The following is a 14,732-nucleotide window of genomic DNA, read 5'->3' as shown; positions in this document are numbered from 1 at the left end:
GCGACGGCCCCCTGCCGTCGCCCTCCGCATCGAAGGTAGGTGCCGGGCGGTGCCCCACTCGTCGTGCTGACCGGTGAAGTGCCCCCGCCCGGGCTCCTCCTGCCGGACCCCGTTTCCTCCGCACTGGGGAGGACGCCGACCCCTTACACCTATCCGGGCTTATCGGGGGCGCGGATCAGGGGTGCCCGTTCCGCCCGCCGTTCTATCGTGGGCGGATGACGATGTACGCCGCGCTGCTGCGCGGGATCAACGTGGGCGGCAAGAAGGTCCCGATGGCCGAGCTGCGCACTCTGGTGGCGGAGCTCGGCCACACCCGGGTGCGGACCCATCTGCAGAGCGGTCAGGCCGTCTTCGCCGCTGGTCACGGAGCCGCCGGTCAAGGAGATGAAGAGTCGCTGGCCGCGGAGCTGACGGCGGCGCTGGAGAAGCGGTTCGGGTTCCCGGTGGACGTGATCGTGCGCGACCACGCCTATCTGCGGGCGGTCGCCGAGTCCTGTCCGTTCCCGGCCGCCGAGCTGGAGGGACGGCAGTTGCACGTGACCTACTTCTCCGCGCCCGTCGGGACGGAGCGGTACGCGGAGATCGACCAGGAGGCCTACCTGCCCGAGGAGTTCCGCCTCGGCGACCGGGCCCTCTACCTCTACGCGCCGGACGGGCTCGGCCGCTCCAAGCTCGCCGAGCACCTGTCCAGGAAGCGGCTGAACAAGGACCTGATCGCGACCAGCAGGAACTGGAACACGGTGCTCAAACTCGTCGAGCTGACCGCGCCGGACGCCTGACGCGCGCGTTCACGGCCCTCGCGGGCCCGCTCACCCGAGGGCGGACAGCCGGGACAGCTCGGCGGCGCCGAGGGACAGGCGCGCCGCGTCCAGGTTCTCCTCGAGATGGGCGAGGGTGCCCGTGCCCGGGGTCGGACAGAGCGCGGGGGAGCGGTGCAGCAGCCACGCCAGCGCCACCTGCCCGGGCGTGGCGCCGTGCGCGGCGGCGATCCGGGCGCACTCCGGGTGCCCGGTCAACGCGCCGTTGCCCAGTGGGAACCACGGCAGGAACGCGATCCCGCGCGCCTCGCACAGCTCCAGCAGCGGCTCGGACGCGCGGTCGGCGAGGTTGTAGCGGTTCTGGACGGAGGCGATGGAGGTCAACTCCAGGGCCGAGGAGAGCTGTTCGGCGGAGACGGTGTCCAGGCCGAGGTGGCGGATCTTGCCCTCCGCGCGCAACTCGTCGAGCGCGCCGAGCTGTTCGGCCATCGGCACGGCGGGGTCGAGCCGGTGCAACTGGTACAGGTCGATCCGCTCCAGCCGCAGCCTCCGCAGGCTCGCCTCGCACATCGCCCGCAGCCGCTCCGGCCGCCCGTCGACGTGCCAGGCGCTGTCGCCGGTGCGGACCACCCCGCCCTTGGTGGCGATCACCAGGTCCTCGGGGTAGGGGTGCAGGGCCTCGGCGACCAGTTCCTCGGCGACGGACGGACCGTAGTTGTCCGCGGTGTCGATCAGGGTCACCCCGCGCTCCACCGCCCGCCGCAGCACGGCCACCGCGTCCCGGGCGTCGCCGCGCGGACCCCAGTAGCCGGGGCCGGTGAGCTGCGCGGTGCCGTAGCCGAGGCGCCGTACGGGCAGGTCGCCGCCGAGCGTGAACATCTCCGGGGTCACACGGTCTCCTGGGTCGTCCGGGGGGCGTACGGAGTGCTGTGGGAGGCTCCTCCCATGCGGTACATCATCATCGGGGCAGGGGCGGTCGGCGGTGCTGTCGGGGGGCGGCTGGCGCAGAGCGGGCGCGAGGTCGTGCTGGTGGCGCGCGGAGCACACCTCGCGGCACTGCGCGAGGACGGACTGCGGCTGACGGTGCCGGAGGGCGAACTCCCGTACCGGCTGCCCGCCGTGGACGGGCCCGAGGCGCTCGGCGAACTGCGCGCCGACGACGTGCTCGTGCTGGCCGTCAAGACACAGGACACCGAGGCGGCGCTGGCGGTCTGGGGCCCGGCGCCGGTCGCGGGCGGCGGCACCGCGGAACGGAGACTGCCGCTGCTGTGCGCGCAGAACGGGGTGGAGGGCCAACGGCTCGCCCTGCGACGCTTCCGGCACGTGTACGGCGTCTGCGTCTGGCTGCCCGCGGCCCACGTCGAACCCGGCGCCGTCTCGGCCGCCGGCACCCCGCTCACCGGCATACTGCACCTGGGCCGCTACCCGGGCGGCACCGACGACATCCTGCGGCGGATCTCCGCCGACCTGGAGTCGGCGCACTTCGAGGCGCCGGTGGTGCCGGACGTGAGCCGGTGGCAGTACGCCAAGCTGCTCGGCAACCTCGCCAACGCGATCGAGGCCGTCAGCGGCCCGCTGGACAGCGAGGCGGCGCACGCGCTGTACGGGAGGGTGCGCGCCGAGGGCGAGGCGGTGCTCGCCGCCGCCGGGATCCCCTGGGCGGGCGCCGAGGAGCAGAAGGAGGTCCGCGGCGACAAGATCACCCTGGTGCCGCTGCCCGGCGCCCCGCGCGGCGGCGGCTCCTCCTGGCAGTCCCTCGCCCGCAGCACCGGTTCCATCGAGGCCGACCACCTCAACGGGGAGATCGTGCTCCTGGGCCGGCTGCACGGCGTCCCGACCCCCCTGAACGAACTGCTCCAGCACCTGGCCAACACCTTCGCCCGCGAACACCGGCCGGCCGGCTCACTCCCGCTGACCGAACTGGCACGACTGGCGGACGCGGCGGTTCGGGCGGGCTGAGCGGGCCTCGTGTACGGCATGGGCGGGATGATCCACATTCGGGACGCCGCCCACGGCAGGGCAGTGACACTTGCGCGTCGCCGCACGCTGAACTGGATGTCACCACCGCTCACCGGTCAACGGCGGGCGCTGGTGGGGCCGTTCGCGGACCGGCACCACGGGGGAGTGCCGGGCCGCGGACGGATCCCGTCCCGTCCGTCAGGCTCCCAGGGCCGCCGACAGCGGCAGCCGGGCGGCGTCGTAGCGCTCCAGCAGGACCCGGGCCACCTCCGGGGCCGGGCCGAGCACCCCGGCCAGTACGTCGGCGCCGGCCTCGGTCGCGCCGCGGGCGATGCGGTCGGGCAGGAAGCCCGGTGCAAGGACGTACGGGGCGACCGCGACGCTGGCGCAGCCCAGTTCGCGCAGTTCCCGCACCGCGTCCTCGGTGCGCGGTGCTGCCGCGGAGGCGAACGCAGGCCGCACGGCGCACCATCCGGTGTGCCGCCACTCCCGCGCGATTTCTGCGATCACTGCGATCGCCTCCGGGTCCGAGGACCCCGCCGAGGCCAGTACGACCCCGGTCGAGGACTTGTCGGCGGGGTCGAGCCCCGCCTCGTACAGACGCCTTTCCAGGGCGTCCGTCAGCAGCGGTGAGGGGCCGAGGACCTCCGCCTGCCGGATCCGCAGCCGCGACGGCGCCCGGCGCAGCACCGAGGGGATGTCCGCCTTGGCGTGGAAGGCCCGGGTCAGCAGCAGCGGCAGCGCCACGACGTCCCGCACTCCGTCGGCCGCCAGGCCGTCCAGCACGCCCGGCACGGACGGCACGTTGAAGTCCAGGAAGCCGGTCTCCACCCGCAGCCCGGGGCGCAGCGCCCGGACCCGGCGGACCAGGGCGTGGACGGTCGCGGCATGGCGCGGATCGCGGCTGCCGTGCGCGACGACGAGGAGAACGGGCTGGTGGATCATGGGCGTTCAGCTCTTCACGAGAAGACCGCGGCCGCGCAGCACCCGCCGCTCCAGCGGACTGAAGATCAGCAGGTCGATGGCGATGCCGACGAACAGGATCAGGATGATGGCCTCGAAGACCATGGCCATGGAGCTCGCGTTGCGGCCGTTCTCCAGCAGCGCGCCCAGGCCGATGCCCAGGTCCGGCGAGGAGGCGATGATCTCCGCCGCCATCAGTGACCGCCAGGAGAACGCCCAGCCCTGCTTCAGACCGGCCAGATAGCCAGGCAGCGCGGCCGGCAGGACGATGTGCCAGGCGCCCCGGGCACCCGTCGCGCCCATCGTTCGGCCCGCCCGCAGGAACAGCGGCGGCACCTGGTCGATGCCGGACACCAGTCCGTTGGCGATGGACGGGACCGCGCCGAGCAGGATCACCGCGTACATCATCGAGTTGTCCAGGCCCAGCCAGATCACCGCCGGCGGCACCCACGCCACCGACGGCAGCGACTGGAGGCCGGACAGGATCGGGCCGAGGGCCGCGCGCACGAACTTCACCCGGGCCACCAGCAGGCCCAGCGGGGTGCCGATGGCCAGCGCGAACAGGAAGCCCAGAAGCCCGCGCGAGACGGACGTCCAGATGAAGCCGAGCAGCTTGCCCTGCAACCAGGCGTCCTTGAACTCGCCGCCCACGTCGGCGGGCGAGGGCAGCCGGCTCGGGTCGTCGACCACCTTCAGGGAGATCAGCGCCTGCCAGACCACCAGGACCACCGCGACCGCCACGACCGGTGGCAGGACCTTGTCGACCAGGGTCCGGCGCAGCGGCGTACGGCCGGCCGCCGTGGTCTCCAGGGCGTCGAGACCGGCCTCGACGCCCGCCAGTTCGGCGCCCCGGGCCGTCTTCGTCTCAGTGCTGGCCATGGCGGCGGATCTCCCCACGCAGGACTTCGGTGATCTCCAGGGACAGTTCCGCCACGGGCGCGTCCTCGATGCGGCGCGGCTGCGGGATGTCCACCGTCCACTCGCGGGCCACCCGGCCCGGTCGGGAGGACAGCAGGACGACCCGCTGGGCGAGCCGCACCGCCTCGCGCACGTTGTGCGTGACGAACAGCACCGACACCCCGGTCTGCTGCCAGATCCGGGTCAGCTCGTCGTGCAGGACGTCCCGGGTGATGGCGTCGAGCGCCGCGAACGGCTCGTCCATCAGCAGCAGGTTGCTCTCCTGGGCCAGCGCGCGGGCCATCGCCACCCGCTGGCGCATCCCGCCGGACAGTTCGTGGACGCGCTTGCCGTACGCGCCCTTCAGCCGGACGAGTTCGAGCAGCTCCTCGGCGCGGCCGCGCCGCTCCGGCTTCGCCACCCCGCGCAGCCTGAGGGCGAGTTCGATGTTCCGGCCCGCGGTCAGCCAGGGGAACAGGGCGTGCTCCTGGAACATCAGGGCGGGGCGGCCGTCCGTCGTGATGGACCCGGCGGTGGGCTGGTCCAGCCCCGCCACCAGGTTCAGCAGCGTGGACTTGCCGCAGCCCGAGGCCCCCAGGAGGGTGACGAACTCGCCCGGAGCGACATCGAGGCTGATGCCGTCAAGGACGAGCTGCTGCCCGCCCGGTGCCGCGAATGACTTCGAGACGTTCTCGAGGCGGGCCGCGTGCTCTACGGTCTCGGCGGCCCTGGCGAGGGTCGTGGCCATGGTCGTCACCTCCTGGGAACTCTTCGGCTACGGATCTACTGGGCGCCGAGACCGGCGTCGTCGACGGTCGGCTCGCCCGCGGCCTTCAGCACCTTGTTCAGCGGGGCGAGGTCGTAGATGCCGGCCAGCCTCGGGCTCTTCAGCAGGCCCGCCTTGACCGCGTGCTGCGCCTCGGTGTCGAGAGTGGAGGCCAGCGGGTCGTCGGTGATCTGGATGGACTTCCACGCCGGGTCGAGGACGTTCCCGGGCAGCTCCTTGCCGGAGTCGGCCCCGAGCTGCTTGTTCGCGGCGGCCTTCGCCTCGTCCGGGTGGGCGTTGATCCACTTGTTGGTCTCCACGGAGGCCCTCAGCACCGCCTCGACGGCCTTCGGGTGCTCCCTGAGGAACTTCTGCGACACGATGATGTTCGTGATCACGAACTTCTTGCCGGGCCACAGGGAAGACTCGTCGAGGAGCACCTTGGCGCCCTCGGCGACCAGCTTCGACGCGGTCGGCTCCGGCACCCAGGCGCCGTCGATGGAGCCGGCCTTGTAGGCGTCCGGGGTGATCTTGTTGTCGGTGCGGACCACGGAGACGTCGCCCTTGCCGCTCTGCGCGTCGACCTTCCAGCCCTGCTCGGCGATCCAGTTGAGGAACGCCACGTCCTGCGTGTTGCCGAGCTGCGGGGTCGCGATCTTCTTGCCCTTGACGTCCTTCAGGGACGTGATCTTCTTCGGGTCGACCACGAGCTTGACCCCGCCGGAGGCCGAACCGCCGATGATGCGCAGGCTCTTGCCGTCCGACTTGGTGTAGCCGTTGATCGCCGGGGACGGTCCGATCCAGCCGATGTCGATGGAGCCGGAGTTGAGGGCCTCGATCTCGGACGGCCCGGCGTTGAAGACCGACGGCTTGACGACCGTCGCGCCCAACTCCTTCTGGAAGAAGCCCTTCTGGACTCCGACCAGCGCGGTCGCGTGGGTCAGGTTGCCGAAGTAGCCGATCCTGACCGAGTCGAGACCGTCGGTCTTCTCGGCGCCGGCGGCCACCTTCCGCTGGGCGCCGTCGTCGTCGGCCTGGGAGCCGTAGCCGCAGGCGGCGAGCGTGAGCAGGGGCAGGGCGGTGAGCACGGCGAGGCCGCGGCGGAGTACGGGCCCGGGGGAGCCCCCGGCCGGGCGGATGCGGAACGGGGGAAGGCTGGCAGGCACGGGAGGCTGTCCTCTCGCAGGCCCGGCGGTCACGACCGGTCTGGCCGTGGCCGGGAAGTCGGCAGGGTCAAGTGCGGGCGGTGGGGGGTGAGGGCGCGCGGGCAGTGCGCGTACGTCAGCGCGCACATCGCGCCACCCCGCCCTGTCCGCTGCCGAGGGCGCCGCTGCCGACCCGGCCGCCCTCCTTGGCGAACGTCGAGTAGAAGTCACGGGAGTTCATGGTCAGAAGTCCCAGCCGTCCTCGTCCGCCGCGTCCTTGACCGGTGCCGGCGCGGCGAACGACTCGCCGACCATCCCCGCGGTGAGCGTGGTGCCGTCGGCGGGGTCGATCAGGATGAACGAGCCGGTGCGGCGGGAGTCGGCGTAGGAGTCGACCGGCAGCGGCTCGGCGGTGCGGATCTTGACCCGGCCGATGTCGTTGGCGACGAGCTGCCCCGGATGCGGGTGCAGGGACAGGTCGTCCAGGGTGAGCCGGGACGGGATGTCCTTGACGAGCGCCTTGACCGTGCGGGTGCCGTGCTTGAGCAGCACCCGGTGGCCGACGGTCAGCGGCTGGTCGGCGACGTGGCAGACGGTCGCCTCCACGTCCTGGGTGGTCGCGGGCGCGTCCTTGGCCGGCACGATCAGGTCGCCGCGCGAGACGTCGACGTCGTCCCGGAGCAGCACCGTCACCGACTGCGCCGTCCAGGCCACGTCGACCGGCTCACCGAGCAGGTCGATGCCGGAGATCCGGCTGGTGCGGCCGGACGGCAGCACCGTCACCTCGTCGCCGACCCGGAAGCTGCCCGCGGCGATCTGGCCCGCGTAGCCCCGGTAGTCGGGGTGCTCGGCGGTCTGCGGCCGGATCACGTACTGCACGGGCAGCCGCGCGTGGCAGTGCGCCAGGTCGTGGGTGACCGGGACCGTCTCCAGGTGCTCCAGGACGGTCGGGCCGCCGTACCAGTCCATCGTCGCGGACGGCTCCACCACGTTGTCGCCGACGAGCGCCGAGATCGGGATGGCGGTGACCTCCGGGACGCCCAGTTCGGTCGCGTACGCCGTGAACTCCTCGGCGATCGCGGCGAACACGGCCTCGCGGTGGCCGACCAGGTCCATCTTGTTCACGGCCAGGACCACGTGCGGCACGCGCAGCAGCGCGGCGATCGCCGCGTGCCGGCGGGTCTGCTCCACCACGCCGTTGCGGGCGTCCACCAGGATCACCGTCAGCTCGGCGGTGGACGCGCCGGTGACCATGTTCCGCGTGTACTGCACATGGCCCGGGGTGTCCGCGAGGATGAACCGGCGGCGCGGGGTGGCGAAGTAGCGGTAGGCCACGTCGATGGTGATGCCCTGCTCGCGCTCGGCGCGCAGCCCGTCCGTCAGCAGGGCGAGGTCCGGGGCCTGCTGGCCGCGGCTCGCGGAGGCGCGCTCCACGGCCTCCAGCTGGTCGGCGAGGACCGACTTGGAGTCGTGCAGCAGCCGTCCCACGAGGGTGGACTTGCCGTCGTCGACGGAGCCTGCGGTGGCGAACCGCAGCAGGGTGGTGGACGCCAGGTCCGTGGTGGTGGTCATCTCTAGAAGTACCCCTCGCGCTTGCGGTCTTCCATCGCGGCCTCGGACAGCTTGTCGTCGGCCCGGGTGGCGCCGCGCTCGGTCAGGCGCGAGGCGGCGATCTCGGTGATCACCCTCTCGATGGTGTCGGCGTCGGAGTCGACGGCGCCGGTGCACGACATGTCGCCGACGGTGCGGTAGCGCACCAGCCGCTTCTCCACGCTCTCGCCGTCCTTGGGGCCGCCCCAGTCGCCGGCGGTCAGCCACATGCCGTCGCGCGAGAAGACCTCGCGCGTGTGGGCGTAGTAGATGCCGGGCAGTTCGATGCCCTCGCGGGCGATGTACTGCCACACGTCCAGCTCGGTCCAGTTGGACAGCGGGAACACCCGGACGTGCTCGCCGGGCGCGTGCCGGCCGTTGTAGAGGTTCCACAGCTCGGGCCGCTGGCGGCGCGGGTCCCACTGGGAGAACTCGTCGCGCAGCGAGAACACCCGCTCCTTGGCGCGGGCCTTCTCCTCGTCGCGGCGGCCGCCGCCGAAGACCGCGTCGAACCGCTCGGACTGGATCCTCTCGGTCAGCGGGAGGGTCTGGAGCGGGTTGCGGGTGCCGTCCGGGCGCTCCTTGAGGACGCCCCGGTCGATGTAGTCCTGCACGGAGGCGACGTGCAGCCGCAGCCCGTGCCCGGCCACCGTGCGGTCGCGGTAGTCGAGGACCTCGGGGAAGTTGTGCCCGGTGTCCACGTGCAGCAGCGAGAAGGGCACCGCGGCGGGCCGGAACGCCTTCAGCGCCAGGTGCAGCATGACGATGGAGTCCTTGCCCCCGGAGAACAGGATCACCGGGTTCTCGAACTCGCCCGCCACCTCGCGGAAGATGTGCACCGCCTCGGACTCCAGCGCGTCCAGGTGGGAGAGGGCGTACGGGCTGCCCGTCCCCTCGTCACCGGCCTTGGTCTTGGCGACGGTCGTCATGCCAGTCCCCTTTCGCTGAGCAGCGTGTGCACGGAACCGGCCGACTCCCGGACCGTCTGGTGCTGCGACTCGATGCGCAGGTCCGGCGCCAGAGGCTCCTCGTACGGGTCGTCGACGCCCGTCAGGCCCGTCAGTTCGCCCGCCGCCTGCTTGGCGTACAGACCCTTCACATCGCGTACGGAGCACACCTCGACCGGAGTGGCGACGTGCACCTCCAGGTACGCCGTGCCGTTCTTCGCGTGCCACTCGCGCACCGCGTCGCGGCTGTCGGTGTACGGCGCGATCACCGGGACCAGCGCCTTGACCCCGTTGCGGGCGAGCAGTTCGGCGACGAAGCCGATGCGCCGCACGTTGGTGTGGCGGTCGGCGCGGGAGAAGCCGAGGCCCGCGGAGAGGAACTCGCGGATCTCGTCGCCGTCGAGCACCTCGACGCGATGGCCCTCCGCACGCAGCCGTCCGGCCAGTTCGTGCGCGATGGTGGTCTTGCCGGCGCTCGGCAGACCCGTGAGCCAGACGGTGGCTCCGGTCGTCACGTGTGTCTCCCTGTGGGTGGAGGCTTTCGCCGACAGTGTCGAATGTCTCGGCGGTACGGTCATGGTCAGCCGTGCAGTCCGCACTCGGTCTTGGCGCTGCCCGCCCAGCGGCCCGCGCGGGCGTCCTCGCCCTCCAGCAGGCGCCGGGTGCAGGGCGCGCAGCCCACCGAGCCGTAGCCGTCCATCAGCAACGGGTTGGTGAGCACGCCGTGTTCGGCGACGTAGGCGTCCACGTCGTGCTGGGTCCAGCGGGCGATCGGGGAGACCTTGACCTTCCGCCGCTTCTCGTCCCAGCCGACGACCGGCGTGTTCGCCCGGGTCGGGGACTCGTCGCGGCGCAGCCCGGTCGCCCAGGCCGTGTAGCCCTTCAGGCCCTCCTCCAGCGGCTGCACCTTGCGCAGCCGGCAGCACAGGTCCGGATCGCGGTCGTGCAGCCTCGGGCCGTACTCCGCGTCCTGCTCGGCGACCGTCCGCTCCGGGGTGAGGGTGATGACGTGGACGTCCATCACGGCCTCGACCGCGTCGCGGGTGCCGATGGTCTCCGGGAAGTGGTAGCCGGTGTCGAGGAACACCACGTCCACGCCCGGCATCGCCCGGGAGGCGAGGTGGGCGACCACCGCGTCCTCCATGGACGAGGTGACGCAGAACCGGCGGCCGAAGGCACCGGCCGCCCACTGGAGGATCTCCAGCGCGGAGGCGTCCTCCAGGTCACGGCCCGCCTGTTCGGCCAGCTCCCTCAACTCGGCTTCTTCGAGTGCTTCCTGAGTGGCCGTCATATCCCCTCGTCCCCTTCGTGGCCGGTGCGCTGGACGCCCCGGGCGAGCAGGCCGAGGAACTTCAGCCGGAAGGCCCGGTTGCAACCCGCGCACTCCCAGGCGCCTCCCCCAAGCTCTCGGCTTCGCTCGAGCAGGGGGGACCCCCGTCCCTCCTCGCTGGGCCGAAGGTCCTCCTCGCCGCAGTACGGGCAGTAGAAGGGGGCGGCACGCTCGCTCATGACAGCTCCTCCTCGGAAGCCCGCGCGGCCCAGGCGGCGAAGCGCTCGCCGTCCTCGCGCCGCTCCTGGTAGCGGCTCAGGACCCGCTCGATGTAGTCGGGCAGCTCCGTGGCCGTCACCTTCAGTCCGCGCACCTTGCGGCCGAAGCCGGGCTCCAGGCCCAGCGCGCCGCCCAGGTGCACCTGGTAGCCCTCGACCTGCTCGCCGCGGTCGTCGACGACCAACTGGCCCTTGAGGCCGATGTCCGCCACCTGGATACGGGCGCAGGCGTTGGGGCAGCCGTTGAGGTTGATGGTGATCGGCTCGTCGAAGTCCGGCAGGCGCCGCTCGAGTTCGTCGATCAGCGTGGCGCCGCGCGCCTTGGTCTCGACGATGGCGAGCTTGCAGAACTCGATGCCGGTGCACGCCATGGTGCCGCGCCGGAACGTGGACGGCCGGGCGGTGAGGTCCAGCGCCTCGAGACCGGCGACCAGCGAGTCGACCTGGTCACCCTCGACGTCAAGGATGATCATCTTCTGCTCGACGGTGGTGCGGACCCGCCCCGAGCCGTGCGCCTCGGCCAGTTCGGCGATCTTCGTCAGGGTGGCGCCGTCGACGCGGCCGACCCGCGGGGCGAAACCGACGTAGTGACGGCCGTCGTTCTGCCGGTGCACCCCGACGTGGTCGCGCCACCGCTGGACCGGCTCCTCGGGGGCGGGCCCGTCGACGAGCGGCCGCTTCAGGTACTCGTCCTCCAGCACCTGGCGGAACCTCTCCGCGCCCCAGTCGGCGACCAGGAACTTCAGCCGGGCCCGGTTGCGCAGCCGCCGGTAGCCGTAGTCGCGGAAGATCGACAGAACGCCCTCGTAGACGTCCGGGACCTCCTCCAGCGGCACCCAGGCGCCCAGCCGCACGCCCAGCTTGGGGTTGGTGGACAGTCCGCCGCCGACCCACAGGTCGAAGCCGGGCCCGTGCTCGGGGTGGCGCACGCCCACGAACGCGACGTCGTTGATCTCGTGGACCACGTCGAGCAGCGGGGAGCCGGAGATGGCCGTCTTGAACTTCCGTGGGAGGTTCGAATAGGCCTTGTTGCCCAGGACGCGGCGCTGGATCTCCTCCAGCGCCGGGGTGGCGTCGATGATCTCGTCCTCGGCGATGCCGGCGACGGGGGAGCCGATCATCACGCGCGGGGTGTCGCCGCAGGCGGTGACCGTGGACAGGCCCACGGCCTCCAGGCGGTTCCAGATCTCCGGCACGTCCTCGATCCGGATCCAGTGGTACTGGATGTTCTGCCGGTCGGTGATGTCGGCGGTGCCGCGCGCGAACTCCTGCGAGACCTCGCCGATGACCCGCAGCTGCCGGGTGGTCAGCCGGCCGCCGTCGATGCGCACACGCATCATGAAGTAGCGGTCGTCCAGCTCCTCGGGCTCCAGGATCGCGGTCTTGCCGCCGTCGATACCGGGCTTGCGCTGGGTGTACAGGCCCCACCAGCGCATCCGGCCGCGCAGGTCGTTGGGGTCGATCGAGTCGAAACCGCGCTTGGAGTAGATGGTCTCAATACGTGTCCGCACATTGAGACCGTCGTCGTCCTTCTTGAACTGTTCGTTGCCGTTGAGCGGGGTCAGATGCCCCACGGCCCACTGTCCCTCGCCGCGGTGACGGCTCACCTTGCGGCGGGACGCGGCGGGGTTCTGCGGGGAGGCGGCCATGGTCGATACGTCCTTCGGGACAGCGGGAATACGGCTCTGGACCTGTGCGTGTGCAGGCGCACGGGCAGACACGCCAACGGGCGCGTCCGTGCGCAGGACGGGACAGCAGGAAAAGCGGTATGAACAGGGAAAACGGGAAAAGCCGGCGGCGCCGGGCTCGTGGCCGTCAGGCCACGGCGGGCCGGGTCAGCTCCCCGGACAGATGGCGCTGGACATGCGGCCGTGGTCGACGTGCCGTCGGCTCACCAAGGCGATTCCAGTTCCAGACATGCCGAAAGCCTGGCACGGCGATCTGGACAGCGTCCAGCATCGTCCGGCATGCGGACACCCCTGTCCCGTACTGCGGGACAGGGGTGTCGTGCGGCGCATCCGCCGCCGTCATGCGCCCACTTGGAGCTCAGGCCGGGTACGCCCCCGGCCACGGTCCCGGGGTGGCCACGTCCTGCTCCTCCTCGACCTTGGTGTCGAAGAGATTGAAGCCGCGGCGCTGGTAGTTGTCCATCGCGTACTCGCCGTCCTTGCTGCACGTGTGCAGCCACACCCGCTTCGTCGGCGTCCACCCGGGCCGGCGGTCGGCCAGGTCCCAGGCGCGGGCGGTGCCGCAGGAGAGCAGGTGGCCGCCGATCCGACGGCCGCGGAAGGCCGCGATCAGCCCGAAGTAGACGATCTCCACGACACCCTCGTCCTGCGCCTCCAACTCGACATAGCCCGCCGGAGTGCCGCGGTCGTACGCCACCCACGTCTCGACACCCGGACGTTCCAGATACTCCCGCCACCGCGGGTACGACCAGCCGAGCCGGTCCGTCCAGCGGATGTCGCCGCCGACCGAGGCGTACAGGAACCGGCTGAACTCGGGGGAGGGGATCTCGGAGCGGACGACCCGTACGTCCCCCTCGGGCACTGCGGCCGGAATGAGGTCGGTCGGGGAGGTCTGCTCCAGGGACCAGGTGGTCACGGCGATGCTCGTCATGCCGGTCAGGGAATCATCCGCGCCGGTCCGCTGTCGATCGGGGGTGCCGGGTCTCACTCGGGACGCGCCCGGCGGCCCGGCCCGGCGCGGCTGCCGGGCGCCCGCCCGGCGCTGCTCCCGTCCGCAGGCCTACCGCAGTTCCCGTTCCACCGCGGACAGCGGCAGCGCGAACAGCATCCGGCCCGACAGGGACCACACGTCGCCGGTCTCCTGCCAGTAGGACAGGGAGCCGGTGCCGTCGCCCCAGCAGCGATGGGTGTCCTCGGAACCGCACGCGGCGGCGTTCGCGCCGCGCTCGTCCTGCCGCCACAGCGTGCCGTGGGTGCCCTCGTCCGCGGGGCGGCCCAGATACCAGTCCGGCGACGCGAACGGCCCCGGGCGGTGCGACAGGACGCCCCGGACGTCCTCCGCCCTCGTCCTGTAGGCCTCGGTGGAGGTCACCGTGGCGCCGGAGTCGGTGTCCAGCAGACCGGAGCGGCCGGGGTCCCGGCTGAAGGAGTACCGCCACAGACGTGTGTGGTGGCCACCCTCCGTGGGCACGGCCTGGCTCGCGACCAGGCTGTCCGGCGTGGAGCTGCGGTCCAGGGAGAGGCCGTCCGGGCAGGGCGCCGCGGACAGGCCCGTGCCGGTCTCCCGTACGCAGTTGCCGTCGGCCGGGCGGTAGGAGGCGACCGCGGGCAGCACCCACCGGTAGCCGTGCGCCGACCAGCCGCCCGGTACCCGGCCCACCGCCTCGCCGCCGACCGTGGCGCGGTGGATGCGGCGCAGGTCGTAGACGTACAGCGCGTCGCTCTCGCCGCCGGAGGTGGTGACCAGCAGCTTGTCCCGGTACCAGACCATCCCCGACACGTGCGAGACGAGCCCGCGGAAGTCGCGTCCGCCATCGACCGGGACGGCGAGCAGGGCCCAGGTGTAGGTGAGGTGGCGCGGGTCGTCGGCGTCGACGAAGGCCACCCGGGCCAGACCGCGGCCGTCGTCGGCCTCGCGCGTCCAGCCGGAGAGGATCACCTGGTGTCCTGCCCACCGGCCGTCGCTCTCGGCGTCCCCCGAGGTGGTCACCGACTCCGGCCGCCACAGGTCGGTGGCGGAGTCCGCGGGGTCCCAGCAGTACGCGCGCGTGGCCGCCGGTTCGACGGGCAGGGCCTTCCTCTCCTCGGCGCCGCACTCGTCGGCGCCGCGCAGCGAGCGGTCGGCGCCGCTGAGCACGGTGCCGACACCGACCGGCCGTCCCATCGCCTTGGCGAGCCGGTCGAGGGACCGCTGGGGCACCGGCTGCTCGGTCAGCCGCAGCCGGTCGAGCTCGGCGGCCGAGGTGAGGGGCCTGAGGGCCCCTGGGTCGTCGGCGACCGTGGCCTGCGAGGTGCTGATCATCGTGGCGGCCGCGGTCAGCGCGAGGCCGGCCCCGGCCAGGGTGGCGCGCAGCGCCCTGCCCCGTCTGCGCCTGCGGTGTCTGCCGCGCTGCTTCATACAGCCCCCTTTTCAGGGCTCGGTCCGCCTCCGGGACGCCGGTTCCGCACCTACGGGCCAACTGCTACGGAAG

At 72.2% G+C, this 14,732-nt stretch carries 15 protein-coding genes; 2 read left to right on the top strand and 13 right to left on the bottom strand.

Translation table 11 applies throughout. The features are described 5' to 3' along the window. Positions 1-215 precede the first annotated feature (215 nt). The gene (locus tag ACIP4X_RS22790; protein WP_358734504.1) at positions 216-779 is read left to right on the top strand and encodes a DUF1697 domain-containing protein; all 564 of its coding nucleotides are present in this window, start codon (positions 216-218) and stop codon (positions 777-779) included. 30 nt (positions 780-809) lie between these two features. Here the strand turns inward: ACIP4X_RS22790 and ACIP4X_RS22785 are convergent, their stop codons facing one another. Then, complete coding sequence (locus ACIP4X_RS22785) at positions 810-1,637, bottom strand: aldo/keto reductase (RefSeq protein WP_401350361.1); 828 nt, start codon at positions 1,635-1,637, stop codon at positions 810-812. 66 nt (positions 1,638-1,703) lie between these two features. Between ACIP4X_RS22785 and ACIP4X_RS22780 the strand changes: the two genes are divergently transcribed. Continuing rightward, positions 1,704-2,717, top strand: coding sequence for a ketopantoate reductase family protein (locus ACIP4X_RS22780; protein ID WP_401350229.1), 1,014 nt, complete (start codon positions 1,704-1,706; stop codon positions 2,715-2,717). Between the two features lie 198 nt (positions 2,718-2,915). On the opposite strand, the gene ACIP4X_RS22775 is transcribed toward ACIP4X_RS22780, so the two are convergent. From ACIP4X_RS22775 to ACIP4X_RS22720, 12 genes are all read right to left on the bottom strand, one after another. Continuing rightward, positions 2,916-3,662 carry a sirohydrochlorin chelatase gene (locus ACIP4X_RS22775; RefSeq protein ID WP_358734500.1) on the bottom strand — a complete coding sequence of 249 codons (747 nt, stop codon included), beginning with the start codon at positions 3,660-3,662 and terminating at the stop codon, positions 2,916-2,918. Positions 3,663-3,668: 6 nt separating this feature from the next. Then, on the bottom strand, positions 3,669-4,559 hold the full coding sequence (locus tag ACIP4X_RS22770) for an ABC transporter permease (protein WP_358734499.1): 891 nt from the start codon (positions 4,557-4,559) through the stop codon (positions 3,669-3,671). Further along, entirely contained in the window at positions 4,546-5,325 is a 780-nt protein-coding gene (locus tag ACIP4X_RS22765; protein ID WP_358734498.1) for an ABC transporter ATP-binding protein, read from the bottom strand. Before ACIP4X_RS22765 ends, ACIP4X_RS22770 begins: the two co-directional genes overlap by 14 nt. 35 nt (positions 5,326-5,360) lie before the next feature. Next, complete coding sequence (locus ACIP4X_RS22760; protein ID WP_391459523.1) at positions 5,361-6,509, bottom strand: aliphatic sulfonate ABC transporter substrate-binding protein; 1,149 nt, start codon at positions 6,507-6,509, stop codon at positions 5,361-5,363. A 222-nt stretch (positions 6,510-6,731) separates the two neighbouring features. Next, a complete protein-coding gene (locus ACIP4X_RS22755; RefSeq protein ID WP_358734496.1) occupies positions 6,732-8,060 on the bottom strand; it encodes a GTP-binding protein in 1,329 nt (442 codons plus the stop codon). Positions 8,061-8,062: 2 nt separating this feature from the next. After that, positions 8,063-9,007: a sulfate adenylyltransferase subunit CysD gene (cysD, locus tag ACIP4X_RS22750; RefSeq protein WP_358734494.1), complete on the bottom strand. Its 945-nt coding sequence runs from the start codon at positions 9,005-9,007 to the stop codon at positions 8,063-8,065. Next, positions 9,004-9,603 carry an adenylyl-sulfate kinase gene (cysC, locus tag ACIP4X_RS22745; RefSeq protein ID WP_358734492.1) on the bottom strand — a complete coding sequence of 200 codons (600 nt, stop codon included), beginning with the start codon at positions 9,601-9,603 and terminating at the stop codon, positions 9,004-9,006. The genes cysD and cysC overlap by 4 nt, the downstream gene beginning before the upstream one ends. 2 nt (positions 9,604-9,605) lie before the next feature. Then, positions 9,606-10,316: a phosphoadenylyl-sulfate reductase gene (locus ACIP4X_RS22740; protein ID WP_401350223.1), complete on the bottom strand. Its 711-nt coding sequence runs from the start codon at positions 10,314-10,316 to the stop codon at positions 9,606-9,608. Beyond that, a complete protein-coding gene (locus ACIP4X_RS22735; RefSeq protein ID WP_391459513.1) occupies positions 10,313-10,534 on the bottom strand; it encodes a hypothetical protein in 222 nt (73 codons plus the stop codon). Before ACIP4X_RS22735 ends, ACIP4X_RS22740 begins: the two co-directional genes overlap by 4 nt. Further along, a complete protein-coding gene (locus ACIP4X_RS22730) occupies positions 10,531-12,222 on the bottom strand; it encodes a nitrite/sulfite reductase (RefSeq protein ID WP_358734487.1) in 1,692 nt (563 codons plus the stop codon). The genes ACIP4X_RS22735 and ACIP4X_RS22730 overlap by 4 nt, the downstream gene beginning before the upstream one ends. A 397-nt stretch (positions 12,223-12,619) precedes the next feature. Then, positions 12,620-13,192, bottom strand: a complete 573-nt coding sequence (locus ACIP4X_RS22725; RefSeq protein WP_401350219.1) for a GNAT family N-acetyltransferase — start codon at positions 13,190-13,192, stop codon at positions 12,620-12,622. Between the two features lie 129 nt (positions 13,193-13,321). After that, positions 13,322-14,659 (bottom strand): hypothetical protein, encoded by a 1,338-nt coding sequence (locus tag ACIP4X_RS22720; protein WP_401350216.1) that lies wholly within the window; start codon positions 14,657-14,659, stop codon positions 13,322-13,324. Positions 14,660-14,732 lie beyond the last annotated feature (73 nt).

Origin of the sequence: Streptomyces sp. NPDC088817, assembly GCF_044750345.1 — a bacterium.
Classification (GTDB): Bacteria; Actinomycetota; Actinomycetes; order Streptomycetales; family Streptomycetaceae; genus Streptomyces.
The sequence above is the reverse complement of the archived record's forward strand: the minus strand, read 5'-3'. Positions and strand labels throughout refer to the sequence as shown.